Below are 22465 nucleotides of genomic sequence, written 5' to 3'. Positions count from 1 at the left end.
TGTTGGTTTTGATGTTTTTAAGGGCGGATATTACCAAATCTGGCACTCAGCTTATTCATTCGGTCTATTATTTTGAGCTCTTTCTCCTTTACCTTTGCTGTTGAGGCCTCCTGAAGTCTTTTCAACTGTTCTTCATAGTTCATCATAGGAGGATCAGCCTGAGGTGGTGGTATAGTCTCCTGTGCCTGAGGTGATTCTTGTTGTTTCACAGCTTCTTCCAGCTTTTCCAGCAAAGGGCCAAGTGATTTCATGGTCTCTTTGACGGCTTTATCTCTGATGTAATTAATGATTTCCTCTTCATGTCTTAAAACAAAAGGCATGATTTCTTTTTCGACGATTTCAGGTTCCGTTACAGGTACCGGAGGTTTGTGAGCGGGTGCCTTCTTGCGGGTTCTTCTGCGCATAAGTACTGTTTTTATAATGTTGGAAAAAGTAAACGCTTACTTTACAGCAGATAATTAATAAATGCAGCTGCAGCCTTCCAGTCGTGGTTGATATCTTTTACTACATTATAACCCGTTATCTCCAACGCAATACACGCTGAAATAGCAGTGGCTGACAACATTTCTTTTAACTGGTTCGGAGGAAGGGTAAGGATATAATCATCCGGAATTACAGGAAGCCTGCCGTTGTTTGGAGGGTTTTCATTCACTACAATACTCAGGATTTCCTGGAAATAATGGGCAATCAGCTTAGAAGCCTGGAATTCCAGCTCTCTTTTTAATTCAATTATTTCTTCCTGGCTTACCAGTTCGGCAATAGCAGCTACATCCACATCATGTACAGAATACTGAGCTTCTCCCGTATCAGATGGAGTGATCGTGATATCTGTTTTGAGAATCCATTTTGCCTTTTCAAGATTAATGGTAAGAAGTTTTGAATCAAGATCTGAAACTGCAATTTCATTTAAGGTGGTAAAAGGTAAAATTCTCACATTACAATAAAAAGCTTTCGGATCATCCAGCTTGACCATGATGACGGCGATTCCAGTTGATCTGTCTATAGGTTCCACTACAAAAGACTGGAAATGATTGTATCTTTTATTTCCTCTGTTGATGCAGTTCACCAGTCTTATGGCAGGCTGAATATTAATGTTTGAGGTCTGAAGATTAAATACAACTCGCTCTGCATTATGTTCCGTCTTTTTAACATCAGTACTTCTCGTGTCAAAATAAGAAATATCACTGCTTCGGGTCAGGTAAAGTCGTTCATTTAAATCATTTAAATTTTCTAGATTTAAAATTTTGGCGGGTTTGGTTGTTGAAGAATAATTCATCTTTTATTTATTTTAATTTTTTCAAGGAGTTGATTTATTATTGTTTTTTTCTTGCGGTTAACTTCAGGTTCTACTGAAGGAATTACTGCTTCCTTAATCTCTGGTTTTACGAGTGGCTGTGTCAGTTTTACTGACTTTAATACTAATTTTCCCCCATGATCAGCCGTGATAAAGCTTTTTCTCATACCTTCCTTTTCTGATGAGACTTCTTCCGGAACCGGATCTACTCGTTTTTTTTTTCAGGATCTTCAGTCTCAGGAGAAACTTCCGTAAACGAGGGAGGAGAAGGAAGAGCCACTGGAACCGGAGGCGTGTTGACATTATAAATAGTATTGGAAATTTTAGCCTTCACCTCAGCATATTCACTTACCATTTTGAACAGATCTTTCATCATTTCATTTCCCTTTCCTGCATCCTGGCCTTGCAGGTGCTCTGCCATCTGAGTGGAAGTTTCTTTACTACCAGGAGCCGGACCGAAAGTCGTTCCATACGTTAGTAGATTATTGGCCAGCCTGCTTAATGCAATCAAACCTACCTGCTCAAATCCTTTCAAAAAAGACTGTAAATCCTGAACCATCATTCCTGTAGACTGTTCTATCATTACTTTTGTTACTCCGGTCATTGGGGAAGCCTTAGGAGGGGCCAGTACCTCACTGTTCACAAATACTACAGCTTTCTCCGCCGGAGTGGTAGCATTTGCTGCCTGGGATTGTTGGGTTTCACTGTTGTGTTCACTCATGATTGTAAGGTTTTATATTATCCTTTTAAAATTTTAATGGCATCTGCAACAATCGCAGGGTTGAGCTGGTTCAAGTTCTGCTGGTTTGTTACAGAATTCTGAATAGAAATTCCACTGGCATGCGTGGCCATCTGGTAAAGCATACTCATAGCCTGTGCGGGAGACTCACCAAGTACGGTAACATTGGTCTGCGTTACTGCATCTGTAGTCTGGGTGTTTACGGTTTCTGCCATATTCTGGTTTTAATGGGTTACTATTATTTTTTATTTTCAAACATCTTCTTTCAAAGTCTTTGTTTCAACTCAACCTTACTGTTAGGTCTTGGTTAGGTCTTCACTGTGAGACTGTTGATCTCTTTTGTCTGATACAAATTTCATCAAACGGAATAAATCTTCATTAAGGGAAAAAACTGAATTTTAAAAAATAAGGGAATTCTCCTACGAGTGAATTTTTTAGATAACCATCGTGTCAGTAAATAACAGAATCGGAAAATAGAACAGCCCATATAACTGTATTTCTATCATCATTACTACATGATACACAAATACACTATCTGCCCATAAGGGGAAACCCTGAATTTCTAAAAATGGGTAGATCCCCTCTATTTTGTCGGGAGCTTTACCTTGAAATTTGTTCCCTAACGTATTATAATAAACGATATGATAAGAAATAGAAAAAAAAACAAAGAAGCTGTTTCCAATACAGATGCTGCTGCTCGCAGACCAGCACCAAGACCTGAACGTCAACGTGGCCCCAAACCTGAATTTAAACCTAAAGTGCTTATCCAGCCCGGATATGCCACCGGTGATATGTTTGGAATTGCCGCGACTTTAATTGATGATGAGGAGCTTCATGTTGTCATTTCAAAAGGCGACGGCACGGTCAAAGACCATACCGATAAAGCAGATTCTATAAAAAAATTCTATAGAGATTCCGGGATAGGTGAGGACAGAATACATGTTGTAGAAGTAAAACAGTTAAGGGGAGATAAAGCCGGTAAGAAAAAATTAGAAGATGAAGCACGTAAGTATCAGCGAAAGGGATATATTAAAGGGGTGAACTATGGAACAGATTACATTGCCAGAAAATACTCGCCGGCCTTACAAGCTAAGCTAAAAGAAAGATGGAGGGTCAATATCAATAGCGATGAAAATGAGGCTATAAAAGAATGGCTGAAACAAAAAGGAATACCCACCAGCGGTACCAACTTACTTATTTTATGGTCCCGTTTCAGTGGGAAAGGAGGAGATATTCATATAGAGCACGATACAAGTTATACAGGGATCAGGCAGATTGTTTATAGAGTAGCAGAGATGTATGATGCAATTATTATTACCGGAGATAAAGGCTATGTGAAAGAGAGAGGATCTAAGTTTGATGACATTGTCAATGAGGTCAAAAGGTATATTCATCCTTCCAAAGTATTCAACATCACCGAATTTTGGGATGATAAAACACCATCTTTATTAGCATGGGGAGGTAATACCCGTTTTGGGCAGTTTAAGCTGTATGAGTATTTTGAGAAAAATTTCACCCATGTAAAGCATCTGGGCTTCAGAAGCGGTAACCTTGAAGTGATGGCGATGTTAGGATACACGGTAAGGTACATGGAAGAAGAAGGCAGTGAGAGCGGAGGCAGAATGCTTGCCTGGAAGAAGGAGAATGAAGGTAAGACTAAAAAAGGAGGTGATGCCACCGGATATGAACGTTTGTTGCTGAGTGAACCACCAACACGATCAGGTAAATTTCTTCAGGAAAAAATAAAAGACATCAATCAAAGAATTGAGTACGAATTAGGTGAAGAGATCAACAAAATAATAATGACCACACCTAAAACAGAAAATGAGATAAAAGAACTGAAGCAGCAGCTTAAACCTACTATAGAAGCAAAATTCAGAGACGAAAAAAGAGATTATACAGGGGCGCATTTCGCTCCGCGTAGAAAAGATGAAAAAGCCTTAACTTCCATACCAAAAGAAGAAAAAAGCAGGTTTAATGAAGGATTTAATGACAAAGATATGGAGCTTATACTCTCATTTTTAAAGCCTGAACGCTGGGTTGACAAAGAAATTACGTATAACCCAATCATCCCACAGAAAAGAAAAGATTACAAAAAACTGTTGGAAATTGCTGATTAAACAGTAAGCCCGGACTCTAATGGTTAATTACAATACAAATTTTCACTGATATTTCAAAAAACAGCCTTCTACACAGAAGGCTGTTTTTTGATGAATAGTGCTATGCTGAAAGAAGGGTATCTTCAGTTTCCTTTTCAGGTAATTCCTTTCTCTTTCTCCAGAAGAAATAGGCAACAACAGCGGTTGCAATGGGCAGGGCAATCCCAAACTCATCTATATAATAATTGGTATTTCCCGTATCCACAGTAAGCGGTGTGAAAATAGACTGTATAAAAAGGTTGTGGCTGGCATGTAAAATAACACCTGTCCATAAATTTCCGGATTTTAACCGTAACCAGGTGAAAATGAAACAAGATGCAAATATCATGACCGTAAAACATAGAAGAGCCAGCCATTTGGGACCACCCGTATTATAATTGGAAAAAAGCAGAAGAGGATAATGATAGATAGCCCATATGAGACCCATCCAAAGGGAGGTGGCAGTATAAGAATTGATCTTTGCTAACTGCGGAGTAAGAAATCCCCGCCAGCCTATTTCCTCACCCAATGCCGATCCTACAGAACGTACCATACCAAAACTGCTCATCAGAATTACATACAGGATGACGGTCAGACCATCAGAAAGGTTCCAGCCCATACCTTTACCGGCTTCTGCTATAAACTCATGATTATAAAAGCCGCCAGCTCCACTGATCCAGATGATGAGGTAAGGAATAAAGCTGTAAAGAACAGGAATACAGTAAGCCATGATCTGGTATTTCGTAAGGCCCCATTTCCAGCCCAGGGAAGAAACAGGAATTTTCCGGATACGGCAGGTAAGAAGTGCTGCAATGGCCGGGCACCACATCACAATGGTAGCATAGGATATAATTCCGCCACCGAGTTTCCCGGTACGAATGCACATATAATAGACCGGGAGACAGAAAAGCAGGGTAAGAAACAGGTAAGTGGCAATATTCTTCCTGATTTCGGATTTGGATATTGTATTTTCCATAAACTGATTTGGTGTTGTAGTTTATAAATAGTTGAAAAATAGAAGGTTATTTTTTAATAAAAGTACACTTATTTCTTATATGAATATTAATTTTAGCACTGTTCAATTTAAAAAAGAGGTCTTCCGTTTTTTAATAATGGAAAACTGTAAATTAGCCAAAACATTTTTTTCAGAATTACCTTAGAACATGTCCAGACTAAAAGCGATAAGAGAACAAAAAAATCTGACTCAGGAGGAACTGTCAGAAAAATCAAAAATTTCTGTAAGAACTATTCAGCGGATAGAATCCGGAACAGAACCTAAGGGACATACTTTAAGAACGCTGGCGCAGACTTTGGAAATAGAGGAATCTTTATTATTGCAAGAAGAAATCATCATTTCCCAGGAAAATAATGAGGTAACAACAGAAACCGCAGAAGAACCTGAAACGATCAATTATTCTTTGGTTAAAATGATCAATCTCTCTTCCTTATTATTTGTGGTTGTACCGCCATTAAATATTCTGGCTCCCTTTCTATTAATGTTTATCATGAAGCAGAGAAACAGTCTCACCAAACAGATTATTTCACTGCAAATGTTTTGGACAGCTATGGCACCCATTGTATTTATGCTCGGTATCTTTTTAAAGCTCGGAAAAGAGTTTACTCTTATTCTGATGATCCTTATTGTACTGTCCAATGTATTTATGATCCTCCGGAATGCTGCAGAGATTGACCGCAAAAAGAAACTGTATTTCAAATTGAAATTCAGTATGTTATAATTTGTGTCGTGGCTTTGTCGGGTTTTTGTCGGGTTCATTTTTATTAAAAAAACAAAATGAAATTGAACCTTTGTCAAAAAAATAACAATGACAAAATCTGCACAGCTTATCCTTCCTTTTTTTATTCTGTTGATGAGTATCGTTCATGCACAGACAGAAAAAACAGATCCTCTTTATAAAACAATTATATTGAAAGACAGCTTGTTTTTTTCAGCAGGCTACAATACCTGCAACATCGGGAAGATGGAAAGCATGTTAAGCGACGGATTTGAATTTTATCACGATAAAGGCGGCTTTGAGGATAAAAAGAAATTCATCATTGATTTTAAAAACGGATTGTGCAAGTCTCCGGAAACCTACCAATTAAAACGAGTATTAGTTGATAAAAGTACTGAGATTTATCCCATGTATAAAGATGGAAAAATATATGCTGCCATTCAGAACGGAGATCATCTGTTTTATGAGAAGGTAGGAGATCAAGCTGAAAAATTGGTTGGGGAAGCAAAGTTTACTCATCTGTGGATTTTGGAAAATGCTGAGTGGAAACTTAAGAATTCATTGAGTTTTGATCACCATCCGAAGCAGACTACTGATAATGAAACAATGTTTGATAACGATCAGTCGATGCAAAGCTGGCTGAAAGAAAATAATATTCCAACGATGGGATTAGGAATTATCGAAGGAGGAAAACTACAGAAGGTAAAAGTTTTTGGAAATACTAAAACAGGAATTTCAGCTCCTCTTAATGCCTGTTTTAATGTAGCCTCTCTTACCAAACCTGTCACGGCAATGGTCGCATTAAGGCTTATAAGCTTAGGGAAATGGAAGTTGGATGAACCTTTGGATATATACTGGACTGATCCGGATATCATCAACGATCCGAGACATCAGAAACTGACCACCAGAATGATCCTGAGCCACCAGACCGGCTTTCCCAACTGGAGATGGATGAACGCCGACAAAAAACTGAACTTTCAGTTTGATCCCGGTACAAAATACCAATACTCAGGAGAAGGTTTTGAATACCTTCGGAAAGCGCTGGAAAAAAAGTTTGGAAAATCACTGGACCAGCTTGCGAAAGAACTTATTTTTCAGCCTCTCAAAATGCATAACACAAACTATATCTGGGATCAGAATACAGAATCAAGATTTGTAACAGGATACAATGAAAAGGGAAATGCTTATCCTATAGAAAAAATTAAAACAGCCAATGCTGCCGATGATATGCATACCACGATAGAAGATTACGGAAATTTTATGATCAGCGTTATGAAAGGAAAAAATCTGAAGCCGGAAGTCTTTCAGGAAATGATCAAAAAACAGGTAAAAGTAAAAGAAGGTAAATATTTCGGGTTAGGTTTTGAAATCTATGATTTTGGGAATGGTGAATATGCTTTATCTCATGGAGGTGCCGATCAGGGAACAAGGTGTATTGCCATTGTACTGCCCAATTCAGGAAAGGGGATTGTGATATTTACCAATGTAGATGATGGCTATAAAGTCTATGAAAAACTGGTAGTTCACTATCTGGGAGAGCAGGGAAAGAAAATAGTTGACATTGAACAGAAATAAAGTAAATCCTCTGGATTTTAGGACTTCAAATAGATTTAAAGTCTGATAACACTTATTTTTTTAACCATTTGAGCAAAAAGAATAAAATAAATATGGCTACAACACTAATAATTAGATTACCTATTGTATGGTCAAATCTTAATCCACGTTTATATTCAACATTGAAGGAATAGATTATTTTAATCAGGATTAAAATAATAACAATACTTGTAAAAATTTTTGCACCTAAGGATTTCATTTTTGCCTGTTTTAAAATATTGTAATAAAAGGATAAGGGTAAAAAGTTTAAAAAATTCCATTGTAGAGCTGCAAAACAAAGAATACATTGTACTCAACTGAATTAACTCAAATTCAATGGCAATTTATTAAAAAAAACTTACGTTTAAAAGAAAAATCCCTGTTGTCAAAGTAAATGAGAGCAGGGATTTGTTTTATATTGATTTTTAAAATCTATTTTACTTTTTCCAGGAGATACAGCTTAGCTCCGGAAAACCCCAGCTTAGGCATCAGGTTTCCTTCCAGAATCATCGTCTTATTATTAGCATCGATGACAGAAATATAATTGTTGGAATTGTATTCTATATAATTTTCCTTTTCTTTCGTTGAAGGATTTTTTCCGAACTCCATAGAATACTTTACCCAGTCTTCATCTTGTGAACTGCAGTGTACAGGTTTGAATTTAGACTTTTTAGCCTTGAAAACAATCTGGTCAAAACCTTCCGTACATTCTGAGGTGAATGAGCCGTCAGGATTCTGATCTTTTGAAAAATCCTCGAAAGAACCACGGTAAACACCTACCACTTTCCAGGTTCCGTCTATACGGTCTTCATCAATTTTCCCTTTCGCTTTGCTTACCGCCCAGCTGATTCCGTTTACGGTTCCTTTTACAGCTTTATAACTTAAGCTTACAGCGCCTGAAACTACTTTTGTAGCCGTTCTTACCACACATGAATTGAGAACAAGGACAGCCGAAGCCAGCAATACTATTTTCTTCATTTTGTCAAATTTTTTCAGATACGAAGATACTGTTTTTGGAAAAACTGTTGAATGATGAATTCTGTTTTGCCTATTTTGATAATCATTTCATGCATCTTTATGTATTCTGCTGTCTGGTTTACCGTGCGAAAATCAGTATTCACCGTTCAATATGGCCTGTTCAAAGTATTTACACTTATTTCTATCTCTGTTTTGCAATAATTTTACCATTACAAAACATCACTATTATGAATACTACATTGAACTTCAGTAAAAAAGTACAGGCCATTTTATCCTTACTTATTTTTATAGGAATGGGATTATGGTCTCTGAAAGCACAGACTTATACCGCTGGCGAAAAAGACATTGAAAATACAGCTGTCAGAGCAGCTTTCCAACATACAAAGAAAGTAAGAGCCGGATTGCTGGATGTAGGATATGCGGAAGTAGGACCTGAAAATGGAAAGCCCGTTATCCTTCTTCATGGATGGCCCTATGATATCCACAGTTTTGAACAATCTTCAGCTATACTTGCCGGAAAGGGCTACCGTGTTTTAGTTCCTTATTTAAGAGGCTATGGTACTACTACTTTTGTATCTCCCAATGCAAAGCGCAATGGTCAGCAGAGCGCAGTTGCATTGGATATCATTGCTTTTATGGATGCCCTGAAAATTGATAAAGCGATAATCGGTGGTTTTGACTGGGGAGCCAGAACTGCTGATATTATGGCTGCATTGTGGCCGGAACGTTGCACTGGCCTGGTTGCCGTAAGCGGATATTTAATAGGAAGCCCAAAGGCAAACGAGAAACCTCTCCCTCCAAATGCCGAGTTTTTATGGTGGTATCAGTATTACTTTTCAACTGAAAGAGGGTATAAGGGATACAAAGCCAATACTGTGGCATTTAATAAACTGATCTGGAAAACAGCTTCGCCAAAATGGGCTTTCGATGATCAGACCTACGAACGCTCTGCCGGAGCATTTGATAACCCTGACCATGTTGATATCGTAATCCACAATTACCGCTGGCGTCTGGGATTGGCGAAAGGAGAAAAACAATATGATGCGCTTGAAGCTAAACTGGCAAAATCTCCGTCCATTACGGTCCCAACAGTTACCCTGGAAGGTGATGCCAACGGAGCTGCGTTTCCTGCACCGGAAAGTTATGCCTCCAGATATACCGGAAAATATGCCCATCATACCCTGACAGGCGGAATTGGACACAATTTACCACAGGAAGCTCCCAAAGCATTTGCAGATGCCATTATAGAGGTAGATTCTATGTCGCAATCTAAATAACATCTGTCGGATTAAATAGTATAATGTTGGAAAGAAAGAATTAAAGGATTTTGATATTCAATTTATACCCTGAACAAAACAAAACCACTACTCAATAGCAGTGGTTTTTTATTTTTATCTAACTGTTCATTAGCCTTCAAAACCTTCTTCAAGCTTCAGTTTATTCACCAAAGGATTGGCATACATCGCCAGGAAATACTCCTTAGACACCGGATCAGACGGGTCTATACGCATCTCAAGTCTTCGGATAAACAGCTGTTTCTCCTGTTCGGTATATTGTGAAGCATATGTATCTGTATTGTGAATCAGATCGTAGGCTATATATTTTGTCGGCCAAAGCTTATAATTTTTAATAATTGAATGGTCAATCACCTGTGCAATAGCCTGCAACTGTTTGTTTTTATTCTCAATAGTAGCGGCAATTTTATCCAGTTCGGTATCAATAATATCACCGGCATGCAGATGAATTCGTTTCTTTTGCCCTAATATTCCGCTGAGCATAGTGGTAAAATCTTCATTTTTACCTTTAATGTATTCCTCATCCCTGTGCTGTGCCAGAAGCTGAGGCATTTTTAAAGAATCTGTAGGATCATATTCATAAGAAATGGATATAGGAACAATCTTTAAGGTTTTAAAATACTCTATGAGTGACTGATCTCCCGATGCCATGGCAAGCATTTTTAAAACACCCTGTTGAGTGGCATCATTACCGTTTTTGGTACGGCCTTCACGCTGGGCGATCCATACAGAACGGTTTTCATGATGCAATTGATGATCAATATACTCAGACATGGTTTGTGAACTTTTAAGCTGGTCGCGAAGAGACAATCCTCTTTGAACTAAAAAGTTGCGGTTCAGCTTTGCCAGTACATTCAAAAAGTTCCTTTTCACAAGATTATCGCCAATGGCAGAAGCAGTCATAATATGGCCGCTTTCCAGAAGAGCCAGATTAAGCAGTGAAGTATCCAATACAATATCTCTGTGATTTGAAATGTAAAGGTAGGGCGTATTTTTATCCAGCTTATCGAAGCCCGAGGTCGTTAAACCTTCAGAACTTTTCGCAAGGATCTGACGAACGGTATGTGCTACAAAATGATGCTGAAAATCACTTATAAAGTGGATCTCTTTAAACTGTTCCAGCCAGACCTGCTCATCCACACCGGGAAAAGTAAAGTTCATCAGTGCTTTCATCATGGGATCACGGGCTACACTCTGCAATCTTTCATTCACTTCATGATCATGAAAATACCGTATTTCATCAAACTTCGACATGCAATTATTTAAAAATTAAAACTTTTTGCAAAAGAACGAAAATTTATCTGGGGAATGGGTATAATGGATGTTAAAGTATTATGAAGGGCGTAGGAGTTAGTTGAACCGTGTATAACAAACGATCTACATACGCGTTCACCTTGTCATTCCGTAGGAATCTAAACTGCTTATTTTCTCATCACTTATTATCCAAACCATTGTCTGGATTCCTACGGAAAGACAAACTTCGTGGATAGTCTAAGCGGGTGGTTTGTATTAAGTCAGGAGCAAATAAGTAGCTATGCACACACACACATAAATACATACATACATACATACATACATACATACACACACAAAAAAAATATGCGCCCACCTTGTCATTCCGCAGGAATCTAAACTCTTATTCTATCATAATTTATTATCCAAATCTCTGTCTGGATTCCTACGGAAAGACAAACTGTGTGGATAGTCTAAGCGGATAGTTTTACTTCATTATACGACAAACAATTTTGTCATTTGATATGAAATACTACTCATATCAAAGCCAGTTTTCAAACAAGTAATTCAAAAATTCTAAATTAGGATTTGTCTTCCTTATAAGCTCAAGCTTCTTAATTCTTGACCAGTTTTTAATTTCCTTTTCTCTTTCAATGGCATGATGAATCCAATCATATTTCTCGTAATAAATTAGAAACTCAAGATTATATCTTGCTGTGAAGCTACTTGGATTTAGTCTGGTTTTGTGTTGAAACAATCTTATGTGGAGGTTTCCTGTAACGCCAGTATAAAGTACTTTTCTATTTTTATTGGTAAGAATATAGATATAGTAGGTATATCTTCCTGTTGAAAACTCAATCATTTGTGTATTTGTTTTATAAAAGTTACAAAAAATATTTTTCAACTTGATTTTCAATTGGATTTAATCAAAGTATTGAAAGAAGAATGATAGCTTCTTTCTCAATTGAGTATGAGTTTTTATTTGTAAGAAAAGGTGAAAGATATACTACGAACCAAACAAGTTAATGAGACACAATCTTTGTCATTCCGCAGGAATCTAAACTCCTATTTTCTCATCACTTATTATCCAAACCATTGTCTGGATTCCTACGGAATGACAAACTTCGTGGATAGTCTAAGCGGATAGTTTGTATTAAGTCTGGAGCAAATAAGTGGCTATGCACACATACATACACAAAAAAATATGCATTCACCTTGTCATTCTGCAGGAATCTAAACTCTTATTCTATCATAATTTATTATCCAAATCTCTGTCCGGATTCCTACGAAATGACAAATGGTATGAATCTTCTACAGATCTAGTTTTAAATTTTCAGGAGCTTCTATAACCGCAATAATAAAATCTTTCATAAATTTTTTAAACTTGCCATTTCTTACATCAATCCAGAATGAAGCATCATGTTCTATATTAGCATATTGTAAGAAAAACAGAGGCCACCAATGTGATGTTCTGAACTTTATTCCTAAATAATTTCTAAGATCATTCAGATATATTTTATCGTGGTGTGAATCCTTATATTGAGGTGTTTTTACCAAACCATAAATAACTCCACCTTCTTCATAATTGAATTTGATGAATAAGTTTTTAAAGACAGGAATTTCAAAATGATGAAACTGTTCATTATATATGATACGCATTTTTAATTCTTCGGTTAACTCATCTGTCAGTTGAAGCATCTGCTGATCAACAAGATTTTTCATTTCCTGTTTAATCGAATTTAAAGTGTTGGATACTTTAAAAGCTGTTTCTATATTTTCTTCAGTTTCTGTGATAAAATGATTCAATGAACCCATATCTAAGTTTTCTTTTCCCATATAATTTTCAATAAGTTGACTTTCAAAATCTACCAAAAAAGAACGTACTCTTTCATTTTCTGTATTTTTTATAAATTCTTTTAATATTGGTATAATATGTTCTTCGTAGTTGATCAAATAGAGCTTTCCTGTTTCTATCAGTTTTTCGATTTCTTTTCCGCCGCTGTACTCTGTTAATTCCTTTGATCTCGGGGTTAAATAGAGAAGCTGATAATGGTTATTACTGATATACTGTAAATATTTCAAATAATCTTCAACCTGATTTTCCTGATCTTTTGTCCAGGGGTAAATTTTATTCTCAATTCCCAGAATACTTGACTGATCCTGATTCTTCAGAACAATGTCGACCCGTCGGTTTTCAAAGGTTGAATCCTCTAAAATAACCTGAACTTTTTCCGGAGTATCATAAGGGAAATACAATCCTAATTCTTCTTTGAAAAGCTTCAAATAAATATCACCCTGACCATGGTTTTCATTTGGATTTAGAAAAAACGCTAATATTTCAGAGACTTTATTTTCGTTCCAGTGGAGGAACTTCATCGCATTAAATTTAGAGGCCAGCTTTTTAGAATGTCTTTTTTCATATTCAATTTCAAACCTGGAGTGGGCCTGGATCTCTCTGAAAAAAGAAATATAATCGTTCATGATGTATTAGTTAATCTTGTTTTTAAAACTTTTTTAGCAATGATAATAAAAATCTCCAGCTTTTGCTTACGGGAAAGCGTAAATTTTCTTTAAAAATACCATAAATAGTGCTCAGAAATACCTGTAGCCCCTTCCGAAGTCCCTGTAACCCCTTCACCAAGCCTCTGGAGGGACTTCATGAACGGTCTCCACTCCCTTCATGAAGGGGCTTTACCCCCTTGGGTAAGGGGGTAGAGGGGGTTGCATAAGGGGGTGCAGGGACTTATATAAGGGGATAGAGACCGTTACTTAAGAGGGTAGAGACCGTTGCTATACTACCTGGAGGGTGTTAGTAAAGGGGGTAAGAGGAGTAAAGTACCATTGTAAGAATCATGAGCACTATCCATCCGGCTTCATCAGTGGCACAGCCACCATTCCTTTGCTCCCTCAAATCATGTATTTCTATCAATGAAGCCTTTGCGTTAAAAAAATCACTATAAATCTGCAGATATAATGACTTATTCTTTTGTTTTAAACGCAAAGATGCAAAGTTTTTAATATTGATATATTTTTTTAAGGCGCAAGAAAATCAAAGATTTTCAGCAAGTGAGTATATCGGGATATAAAAATTTTATCTGAGATAGAATCCTTGAGCCTTAAAAAGCATCCCCATGATAAGACCTTGCGCCTTTGCGATTTCCAACCCAAAGCAAGCAGACGGGTAACCACAAAAAGTTACTATAAACCTGCGGATAAAATGACTTATTCTTTTGTTTTAAACGCAAAGACGCAAAGTTTTTAATATTTATATGTTGTTTAAGGCGCAAGAAAATCGAAGATTTTCAGTGAGTGAAATATATCAGGATATAGAAATTTTATCGGAGATAAAATCCTTGCGCCTTAGAAAGCGTCCCCATGATAAGACCTTGCGCCTTTGCGATTCCCAACCCAAAGCAAGCAAACGGGTAACCACAAAATAAGCACGTTTTCACGTGCTCTCAGAAAAAGTGTTTTATTCTTACTGATTGTTGTTTGAAGAGGGCGGAGGTGTTTCAGTGGGGACCGAAGTTTGTCCAGCCACAAAAAACTGCTTCATTCCTTCGTAGACCACATTGGTACCGGGTACATTTTCTTCAGAAAGGTATCTGATGCTTCGGTAGAAACTGATGGCGTTATGATAATTATCGTGGTCCAACAGTACTTTGGTGTCTGAAAGTTGCTCAGCCAAGGAATCTAATAGTTGCAGCCTTTGTTCTATCTGCTCCCTGGCTGTGTAATCTCTGTCGAATTCTGCCTTATCAAGGAAGTTTGGAACATGTTGAACATTTTGTTCCATATAGGTTTTGGCTTTATTCACAAAGAGTTTGTTCTGCTCTGCAATTCTTCCGTATTGCTGTCTCTGATCCGGAGTAAGGTTGATGGTTTTCCCTGTAAGGACAGTCTGAATGTCCTGAATTGCTTTGTCAATGGTTTTTAAATCGCTTTCTGAAAAGCTTATACTGATTAAATTGTCTAGTGCCATATGCTTGTGTTTTTGGTTGTTGTTGTGATTAAATATAGGAAGTATAAAGCGTAGAAAAATAGGGCGTTGTAAGATTTTAAGGGAGCATTCATCAGAAAATGCAAACGGGATAATGAGGTTTGTTTTTTCTGACTTTTTGAAGAAAAAAAGAGTGTGTAAAGTGAGAAATGACAAAATAGGAGAGGAGCCCATTTTAAGGATTCAGAAAAATGCTGGGTATCAAGCAGGAAGCATTAACTTTTGACCTTGGGACTACTGGAACCAGAAGAAAGTTTCTCTGCTGGAACAGAAAGAAATTATTGAAGATCCTTTACTGAAAGAATTTCTGAAGTATTGAAAATTCTGGTGGAAGCGTTTCAGAATTTTGATGAGGAGCAGGTTGTGAATATTATTTCTAATACGTTTGGTGATTTCAAAGATGGAGCTTCGGCGATTAATATTCATCCTATTTTTAATCCAGTAGAAGCCATTCTGAAAATGCATGAAGAAAAGATGGAACTTTATGAAAGGATGCTGAAGGAGAAGGATGAGATGATAGTCAGGCTGGAGAAGTTGATTGAAAAGATATAATTTAAGATATTATAAAAAGGTTCAGCACATGTTGAACCTTTTTTATCTATTCAATACTTTTACAAAAATACCTAAAACCTTAAAATCGACTGTTTCCTCATCTCTAAGAATGATTGGTTCAAAGTTAGAATCATTTGACTTTGGCTGCAATACTATTTCTTCATGATGCCAACCTTCTTCGTCAGTTAATTTTTTGCTGGAGTATTCTTTAATAGTGTAGTTACTGCCAAACTCTAAATCAGTAATGTTTCTTCCTTCAACTAGAGTGATTAGACCATTACGAGAACCTCCGTTATATTTTTTAAACAAACAAATACTCCCATTAGGAATGATTTTATTCATAGATTCACCTACTACAGTACATGCAAAATAATCATCTCTATTGTTTAGGCTCTCTACTTCAAGATATTTTACATTTTCTAATTCTTGGAGTTCAGAAAAAGAACCCGCTGCAATATTAAGATCGTAGAAAGGAATTGAATTTTCTGTAGGAGTATGAAAAATTTGTATTAATTTCTCCTGTGTAGAAGTGGTATAAGGCTGGATAAATTGATGAAGAAAACATCTCAAGTTTTCATTACATGCATAAACGTAAGTGCCTTCAATTCCTCTCAATAATATAGTTTTATAGATATTGATAATGAAATCTAATAATTCTTCTTCATTTTGAATGGAATTTTTACCATTTTTATCTTTATATTTTTGCTTATCAACAGTCAATTTTTTCGATGTAAAATCATAGTCCAGTTCCGGTCCTATAATAACTCCGGTATAATTCAAATCATAACCTTGCGTGGTATGAATACACCCCACCTCATCTATAGAATTAGGAGAATTTATCCAATCTACAGAAATACTGTTCCATTTTAATTGATTTTCACCAATAATGATATCATAAGCTTCTGTATTTTTGTTTGAAACCCATTCCCAAGCATAACCGGCCACCATTCTTGACAAACCATAAATCTCATTTTTCTTTTTTATTCTATCAATCATTTGAGACAAGTCATCAAAAAGATAGAATTCGTAGTCATCAGTTTTATATGATTTTGAAGAAAGTGTTGAAGGGGCATCAAAAATTTTATGAATTAACTTTATATAGTTATTTCCACCGCGTACACGAAGTTGAGTTTTTAATTTTTCGACACGTGTTGAAGGTTCCAATTCTAATTTTTTAAAACTTTTTTTAAGGGTGTCTGAGGGTTTTATAGATTGATATTGATCATAAAAAATAATAGATTTATTACTTTGTAGGATTACCCAATCCAACTCGGAAGCGGTAAACTTATCTAAACCCAATTTTTCACAGTTGCGATCAAATGTTCCAAAGTATGAACCTAGATTTACTCGTCTTCTTAAGCGATGTCCTTCATCAACTATAATAAGATCATATTTATTTTGTGCTAAATCTGAAGGTCCTATTACCATCTTTCGTGATAAACCGTTTACATTCTTAAAAACATTAGAAATAGTTTTTCTGAATGATGCCATTGGAATAACCAACGCCATATTTAAGTCTGTAAACTTCTCTTTTACCCTTTTTAATAAAAGGAAAAGTTCATCATCATCTTCATCAAAATCAGCATAGTTAAAATCTTCTAAATTAGTTTTAAGTAATTTAAATAAAAAAATGGCTAAAATGGATTTTCCCGTTCCAGCTCCTCCATGAATAAGGCTAACTTTTGAATTTTCATCTAACAAACAATTCAGAATCATTTTCAATCCTTTGATTTGTTCTTTCGAAAGAGATTTATAAGGAGAATATTTAAAAAGATCTGAATTATTGATAAAATCTAGAGAGTGACGGGATATACCTAGTTGTCTGAGTTCATCCCAGATATCTTTGAATAAATCCCAATACACTTTCTTTTCATGATACTGGTGATTAGAGATACCAAGGTTACCATTTTGTAAAGTGTATTGTCCGTCAGCAGAAATATATTTGATGAGATTTGATTCTAAATCTAATGTGGCAGATTTATGAAATAAATTGCTTAAGATAAGATTTACAGATGAAAGTTGTTTCTTTTCTTCTGATTTTAGGTGAGTATTTATTCTTGTTAGTACATCTGTAGTCTCTCCCACATAAGCCGTTTTAGTATTTTTATTTTTCAAAAAATAAACTATTGGCCAAGATAAGTAGTCTCTGTGATTTTTATTTATTTTTGTTTCTATGAGGTGATCAAAATCGTATTCCTCTGTAATTGTAAAATTCTTCATTTTTGTACTACAAATCATCGTACTTATTTGATTTTCCTTTTGCTTTTTCTACAGGATATTTCTCATTATTTCTCTGCAATTTCTTTAAAATAATGCTATTAATATCTATATTATTTTTATTTGCAAGAAGTAAACCATACATAAATACGTCAGCCAATTCTTCTTCTAATTTATCTTTATCAAAATCTTCATTCTTTTTCCATAAGAATATTTCTAAAAGTTCAGAAACTTCAATAGATAAGGCTAATGCTAAATCTTTTGAATTATGAAACTGTTCCCAGTCTCGGTCATCACGAAATTTTAGAAGCTTTTCTATTGTACTTTTATCTATCATGAGTATTATTTAATAAAGTGAATTAATTCAACTTTAAAAATAATAAAAAACTTTAGCATAATTGTCTTGAAAATATCAGTTTATTCTGAAAATTTTGTATATAAATGGATATTATATTTTTCAGCTCTTATACAAATTAATAAATGTTTTAGAAGCATTATAATAGCTCTATTAAAATATTATATTCTTCTATACACTCACCGTCTCAATCTCCATAAAAATTACAAACAATATTTACATCAGTATTCTTTAAAGTAATATTCTGTTAACCTCTGTTCTCCGGATTTTAATAAAAACCCCTGTTCAACAGCCCATTTCAGGTCTCTGCTTGCTGTGGGTGCAGAAATACTCCTGAAGTTTTGCATATAGTCTTTCCTGCTGAACTTTTGTTGATTTATCTTCTCTTTAAATAAGAAAATTCTGTCTTCTGTATACAATGTTTTATTTTGGGATTGCAAAAGCTCTTGTAAAGATTCCAGAATAATACCGAGCATAAATTCTATAAAAGTGGTAGAATTTCCCTTTTTATCAGATTCTGATAATGTATGATAATATTCAGACTGTTTTTGTTTGATGAGGGCTTCTATGGGTAGATATTCAAATACGGGATATTGCTGCATCAGGATCAGGGTCTGCCAGAGCCTGCCCATTCTTCCGTTACCATCTGTAAAAGGATGAATGAATTCAAACTCATAGTGGAAGACACAGCTTTTAATTAGAATCAGGTCTTTGTCTTTTTTCAGATAAGCAAAGAGATCTTTCATCAATCCTTTTATCATTGTACCTCCCGGTGCTATATGTTCTACTTTTGAACCTTTAATGATTCCCACATTAGTGATTCTTAACTTACCAGGATGATCAACCAGTCCTTTCATCAGAATGGAATGGGCTTTTTCCAGGTCTTTTAAGTGATAAGGATTCAGTTGATTGATTTGTTCATATACCTGTATCGCATTCTGAACTTCAAGAATATCTTTTGGTGGAGCAATGACTCTTTTATTTTCCAGTAAAGCGGTTATCTGCTCTTCAGTAATTGTATTCCCCTCAATTTCCAATGAAGACTGAATGGTTTTGATTCTGTTTTTTTTCCTTAGTTCGGCTACTGGTTTATAAAGATGGGAAGCATTTATTTCTCCTATTTTTTCAGAAATAGAAGCCACTAAAAATAGAATGGTGTCTGTAATGGTATAGGGAGGTTTCATATCTTTGATAGTATCATATGATACTATCAAAGATATGAATTTATATTAAAAATAGGTATATAAAGTAAACTATGAATTTAAATCCACAGCCATAGCCTGCGTTCTCCTACACATCCACCTCCTCAATCTCCACACCGGCAAATACACAAACACCACAGACAAAATCCCAGCTAAAACACCCACTACCACAGCCATTGCCGTAGCATCTAGCTTATAATCCTTTGAGAAATTATATTGTCCTATAAAGAGTAGGGAAAGTACCAATGAACCTGTAATCAGGCCGTGTAAGATGCTTAGTTTGGTCATTAACTTTTTAATATTCAGCTGTTCGTCTACCGTAAACTCTATGGCTTCCTGGCTGGCGGCATCCGTTACTCTTTTGATGATATCAATGGTAAGGACTACCGGAAGGAAAATAGCCATCGGGAGGGTAAGACGGGCCAGATTTTGGGTTCCTGAGAAAAAATGGGTGTAGCCTAACTCTTTGAAGCTGGCATAGGCGATGATGAAATTAAAAAATACATTTGGGAGGACATAGTAAATTGTACGCTTGATGAGAAAGCGTTTCAGGGTGGTTTTTTTTATGGGTTTTGGCTTTGGAGGCTTTATTTTAAATTTCATAGAGAGATGGTCAATAGCTCAATGGTTTTATCTTTTATCAGATGGGCTTCCTCTTTCGGAAGAAAGTTTTCATTGGACATGAAGGTGAAGTCCATCTGCTGGTTGTAGGTACTGGCGACTAAGGTATTGGAGTTCAGCCATGGGAAAGCCACGGTAGGACTGAATACGGTTTCCAGATTGAAGTTTTTGTAATCATTCGGGATATTCACTTTTCCCATATTGGATAAGGTCACATCATGCCCGCCTTCGCTGGATTTCAGCATATTGATCATACGTCCTACAATAGGGTGCATACGTTCTCCCATCCACAGGAGCTCACGGGCTTCCAGCTTACTGATTTTCTCAATAAGGTCTCTTTTGATCTGCTTGGCATTCCCCAGAACATCCTTGCTGTCTTTCTTGATGGAAAGCTCTACGGTTGGGGCAAAAGCAAACAAATTATCTTCCTTGATCTCCGGAATAAAATGACGTACATCCACAGGACTGATCACCTTACCTTTGGCACGCTCTCCTTGAACATCACGAAAGGCCTGCATCACGGAAGAACACAGCAAAGCATGCACGGAGATTCCGTTAGCTTTACATTTCTCAGTGATCAGGTTTGTATCCTCCGGGGTCATTTTCCAGTGAATGGCGTAGCTTTTTCCAAGGTTTCTCTTTTTACTTTTTCGCTGGATAGAAAAAAATATTCTGGCAAACAGCAGATAAAGACCGGCCTTGTATTTTTTGATTCCCGTATTAAAATCCGAAGGCAGAAAATCATCTACCGATTCAAAAGCTATATAAGGAATTAATGGAGAATAAGGATTGTCCAGCAAGCTCAGAAGTTCACGCATTAAGGTCACTCCGGTAGTTCCGTCTGAAATGCAGTGCGGCATGATCCAGAGGATTTCGGAATGGTCATGTCCCTTCACCCATACTACTTCGGCCAGAGGCTTTTTGGGTTGATCAAAAAGTTGGAACCATGCTTTTTCAGATTCTTTGAACCAGTCATCGTCTGTCTTTCGCTCTACAATACGAAGAGGAATAGGTTCAATATCTTTCTGTCCCATAAAAAAAGGATAGCGTCCGATGGTATGATCAACGATAGCTCTCAGCATGGGATGTTTCTGCTGGATTTTGATTAAAGCTGTTTTAAAAGTCTCCTCAGAAATCTGTCCGTTGATTTTTGCGGTATACACACAGTTTAAAGGCGTTTCAGGATCTACATACATGATCCTTTCCACCATCATTAAAGGTCTCTTGATCATGATACTACGGTCTGTTTAATTTGTGAATAAATCGTCTGCATAACCTCATCGCGGATAGCCAATGCCTCTGTATAGGGTAAATAGCCTTCGCTTCCCATGAATGAAAAATCCATTTTTCCACGGTAGGTAGAAACCACCAGGGTAGTGGTATTTCCCAAAGGACCAATCACTGACGGACTGAAGATCGTCTCAACGGTAAATTCTTTATACTCATGAGGAATCTGAATACGTCCCAGATTGGAAAACATACAGTCGTTGGAGGATTTTCCGTTCTTCAACAGTTTGGTGAAACTATTCAGTGCATTATGCCCGGATTCCATGACCATCATCGTGATATAAGGATTCAGTTTTGAGGTCTTTTGTTCCACAGATTTCTGCATCGCGCGGAGGTTGTTCTCAAAGCTTAGTTTTTCATCAGCTGAAACCACAATCATCAGCCCGAAAGCGAAGATATGATCTTCTTTAATCTGACTGGCAAAACGTCTGATATCTACCGGACAGGAAACTTTGTTGAAAGATTTTTCAGCCCTTACTTTTTTAAATGCCTGCAAGACGGCCGCACTTAAAAAGGTATTCACGGTCACTTTCTGAGATTTGCAGTACGCGATTAATTCCTTGCTTACCGTTTCATCCAGTTTCCAGTTGATCAGGTAGTCATTCTTTCTTTCTACAGCTTTTTTGCTTACAGGAATCCATTTGATGGCAGTAGCAGCCAGCCTTCCTATAAACTTAGCTTTCAGTTTCTGTCTGCGGCTGTTCAGAATATGGGCAGGAACTACATCCTGTATTCCCAGAATCGGATTTTCTGTCCCGATTTCAGCAGCCGGATTATCCAGCACCTTAAGAAATTCATTCAGGAAAGACATGGCAGAACCTCCATCACATAAACAGTGGTGGAATGCAAACAGCATATCAGAAACATTTTCCCCTTTGATCCAGATAAACCGGATCAGGGGCAGTTTTTCATAATTAAATGGAGTATTCCATTCTCTTCTGGATTCTTCCTGCCATTGATCTTCACTCTGTCGGGTGATGATTCTTACAGGAATAGAAATGTGTTTTTCCGGAACGTTGAACCACGGGATGTTTTTTTCATCATGGCTGATCAATGCTCTCAGCCATGGATGTTTATTTTGAATTTGAGCCAGAGCCTGCTGGATATCTTTTAAAGTAAAAGTACCTCTCAGTCTGAACGGGATGACCGCATTAAAAGGTTCTGTTCCGTCCCCCAATAACATGCGTTCACCAAATAATAATCTTCTTTTCATGTGTTGATTCATAGG

21 protein-coding genes and 1 pseudogene are annotated in these 22465 nt (G+C 36.6%); 5 read left to right on the top strand and 17 right to left on the bottom strand.

Features of this window, described 5'->3' with window-relative positions; translation table 11 throughout:
* Nucleotides 1-17: 17 nt before the first annotated feature.
* The 5 genes from ACTJIP_RS02190 to ACTJIP_RS02170 are packed head-to-tail and all read right to left on the bottom strand — an operon-like array spanning nucleotide 18 to nucleotide 2248.
* A complete protein-coding gene (locus ACTJIP_RS02190) occupies nucleotides 18-404 on the bottom strand; it encodes a hypothetical protein (protein WP_077418522.1) in 387 nt (128 codons plus the stop codon).
* Between the two features lie 41 nt (nucleotides 405-445).
* Nucleotides 446-1276, bottom strand: a complete 831-nt coding sequence (locus ACTJIP_RS02185; RefSeq protein ID WP_077418523.1) for a hypothetical protein — start codon at nucleotides 1274-1276, stop codon at nucleotides 446-448.
* Nucleotides 1273-1461, bottom strand: coding sequence for a hypothetical protein (locus ACTJIP_RS02180; protein WP_077418524.1), 189 nt, complete (start codon nucleotides 1459-1461; stop codon nucleotides 1273-1275). Before ACTJIP_RS02180 ends, ACTJIP_RS02185 begins: the two co-directional genes overlap by 4 nt.
* Nucleotides 1462-1499: 38 nt before the next feature.
* Nucleotides 1500-2015: a hypothetical protein gene (locus ACTJIP_RS02175; RefSeq protein WP_077418525.1), complete on the bottom strand. Its 516-nt coding sequence runs from the start codon at nucleotides 2013-2015 to the stop codon at nucleotides 1500-1502.
* 17 nt (nucleotides 2016-2032) lie between these two features.
* A complete protein-coding gene (locus tag ACTJIP_RS02170; RefSeq protein ID WP_034697211.1) occupies nucleotides 2033-2248 on the bottom strand; it encodes a RebB family R body protein in 216 nt (71 codons plus the stop codon).
* A 426-nt stretch (nucleotides 2249-2674) separates the two neighbouring features.
* Between ACTJIP_RS02170 and ACTJIP_RS02165 the strand changes: the two genes are divergently transcribed.
* On the top strand, nucleotides 2675-4153 hold the full coding sequence (locus ACTJIP_RS02165) for a hypothetical protein (RefSeq protein WP_440704069.1): 1479 nt from the start codon (nucleotides 2675-2677) through the stop codon (nucleotides 4151-4153).
* Between the two features lie 100 nt (nucleotides 4154-4253).
* Here the strand turns inward: ACTJIP_RS02165 and ACTJIP_RS02160 are convergent, their stop codons facing one another.
* Nucleotides 4254-5147 (bottom strand): CPBP family intramembrane glutamic endopeptidase, encoded by an 894-nt coding sequence (locus tag ACTJIP_RS02160; RefSeq protein WP_440704068.1) that lies wholly within the window; start codon nucleotides 5145-5147, stop codon nucleotides 4254-4256.
* A 187-nt stretch (nucleotides 5148-5334) separates the two neighbouring features.
* On the opposite strand from ACTJIP_RS02160, the gene ACTJIP_RS02155 reads away from it, so the two are divergent.
* Both ACTJIP_RS02155 and ACTJIP_RS02150 read left to right on the top strand, forming a co-directional pair.
* On the top strand, nucleotides 5335-5907 hold the full coding sequence (locus ACTJIP_RS02155) for a helix-turn-helix domain-containing protein (RefSeq protein ID WP_077418528.1): 573 nt from the start codon (nucleotides 5335-5337) through the stop codon (nucleotides 5905-5907).
* A gap of 87 nt (nucleotides 5908-5994) precedes the next feature.
* The gene (locus tag ACTJIP_RS02150) at nucleotides 5995-7479 is read left to right on the top strand and encodes a serine hydrolase (protein ID WP_440704067.1); all 1485 of its coding nucleotides are present in this window, start codon (nucleotides 5995-5997) and stop codon (nucleotides 7477-7479) included.
* A 450-nt stretch (nucleotides 7480-7929) separates the two neighbouring features.
* Here the strand turns inward: ACTJIP_RS02150 and ACTJIP_RS02145 are convergent, their stop codons facing one another.
* Entirely contained in the window at nucleotides 7930-8475 is a 546-nt protein-coding gene (locus ACTJIP_RS02145; RefSeq protein ID WP_077418530.1) for a hypothetical protein, read from the bottom strand.
* A gap of 227 nt (nucleotides 8476-8702) precedes the next feature.
* Between ACTJIP_RS02145 and ACTJIP_RS02140 the strand changes: the two genes are divergently transcribed.
* A complete protein-coding gene (locus ACTJIP_RS02140) occupies nucleotides 8703-9752 on the top strand; it encodes an alpha/beta fold hydrolase (protein WP_440704066.1) in 1050 nt (349 codons plus the stop codon).
* Nucleotides 9753-9881: 129 nt separating this feature from the next.
* Here ACTJIP_RS02140 and ACTJIP_RS02135 read toward each other — a convergent pair whose 3' ends face one another.
* The 4 genes from ACTJIP_RS02135 to ACTJIP_RS02120 all read right to left on the bottom strand — a co-directional run bounded on the left by ACTJIP_RS02135 (nucleotide 9882) and on the right by ACTJIP_RS02120 (nucleotide 14985).
* Entirely contained in the window at nucleotides 9882-11024 is a 1143-nt protein-coding gene (locus ACTJIP_RS02135; RefSeq protein WP_440704065.1) for a 1-acyl-sn-glycerol-3-phosphate acyltransferase, read from the bottom strand.
* Nucleotides 11025-11544: 520 nt separating this feature from the next.
* Nucleotides 11545-11865, bottom strand: a complete 321-nt coding sequence (locus ACTJIP_RS02130) for a GIY-YIG nuclease family protein (protein WP_219073042.1) — start codon at nucleotides 11863-11865, stop codon at nucleotides 11545-11547.
* 449 nt (nucleotides 11866-12314) lie between these two features.
* Complete coding sequence (locus tag ACTJIP_RS02125; protein WP_219073041.1) at nucleotides 12315-13484, bottom strand: PD-(D/E)XK nuclease family protein; 1170 nt, start codon at nucleotides 13482-13484, stop codon at nucleotides 12315-12317.
* 997 nt (nucleotides 13485-14481) lie between these two features.
* Nucleotides 14482-14985: a hypothetical protein gene (locus tag ACTJIP_RS02120; RefSeq protein WP_440704064.1), complete on the bottom strand. Its 504-nt coding sequence runs from the start codon at nucleotides 14983-14985 to the stop codon at nucleotides 14482-14484.
* Nucleotides 14986-15194: 209 nt separating this feature from the next.
* Between ACTJIP_RS02120 and ACTJIP_RS02115 the strand changes: the two are divergent.
* Nucleotides 15195-15555: pseudogene (locus tag ACTJIP_RS02115) on the top strand (XRE family transcriptional regulator).
* 42 nt (nucleotides 15556-15597) lie between these two features.
* Here ACTJIP_RS02115 and ACTJIP_RS02110 read toward each other — a convergent pair.
* From ACTJIP_RS02110 to ACTJIP_RS02085, 6 genes are all read right to left on the bottom strand, one after another.
* Nucleotides 15598-17775, bottom strand: coding sequence for a DNA/RNA helicase domain-containing protein (locus ACTJIP_RS02110; RefSeq protein WP_219073039.1), 2178 nt, complete (start codon nucleotides 17773-17775; stop codon nucleotides 15598-15600).
* A gap of 7 nt (nucleotides 17776-17782) precedes the next feature.
* A complete protein-coding gene (locus ACTJIP_RS02105) occupies nucleotides 17783-18109 on the bottom strand; it encodes a nucleotide pyrophosphohydrolase (protein WP_440704063.1) in 327 nt (108 codons plus the stop codon).
* Between the two features lie 239 nt (nucleotides 18110-18348).
* Nucleotides 18349-19311, bottom strand: a complete 963-nt coding sequence (locus ACTJIP_RS02100; RefSeq protein WP_440704228.1) for a Fic family protein — start codon at nucleotides 19309-19311, stop codon at nucleotides 18349-18351.
* Nucleotides 19312-19380: 69 nt separating this feature from the next.
* The gene (locus tag ACTJIP_RS02095; protein WP_077418538.1) at nucleotides 19381-19932 is read right to left on the bottom strand and encodes a hypothetical protein; all 552 of its coding nucleotides are present in this window, start codon (nucleotides 19930-19932) and stop codon (nucleotides 19381-19383) included.
* Entirely contained in the window at nucleotides 19929-21182 is a 1254-nt protein-coding gene (locus tag ACTJIP_RS02090) for a phthiocerol/phthiodiolone dimycocerosyl transferase family protein (protein ID WP_077418539.1), read from the bottom strand. The genes ACTJIP_RS02095 and ACTJIP_RS02090 overlap by 4 nt, the downstream gene beginning before the upstream one ends.
* Complete coding sequence (locus ACTJIP_RS02085; RefSeq protein ID WP_228408886.1) at nucleotides 21179-22450, bottom strand: condensation domain-containing protein; 1272 nt, start codon at nucleotides 22448-22450, stop codon at nucleotides 21179-21181. Before ACTJIP_RS02085 ends, ACTJIP_RS02090 begins: the two co-directional genes overlap by 4 nt.
* Between the last annotated feature and the right edge of the window lie 15 nt (nucleotides 22451-22465).

It is taken from the genome of Chryseobacterium sp. 22543, from assembly GCF_052044565.1.
In the GTDB taxonomy this organism is placed as follows: Bacteria; Bacteroidota; Bacteroidia; order Flavobacteriales; family Weeksellaceae; genus Chryseobacterium.
The sequence above is the reverse complement of the archived record's forward strand: the minus strand, read 5'-3'. Positions and strand labels throughout refer to the sequence as shown.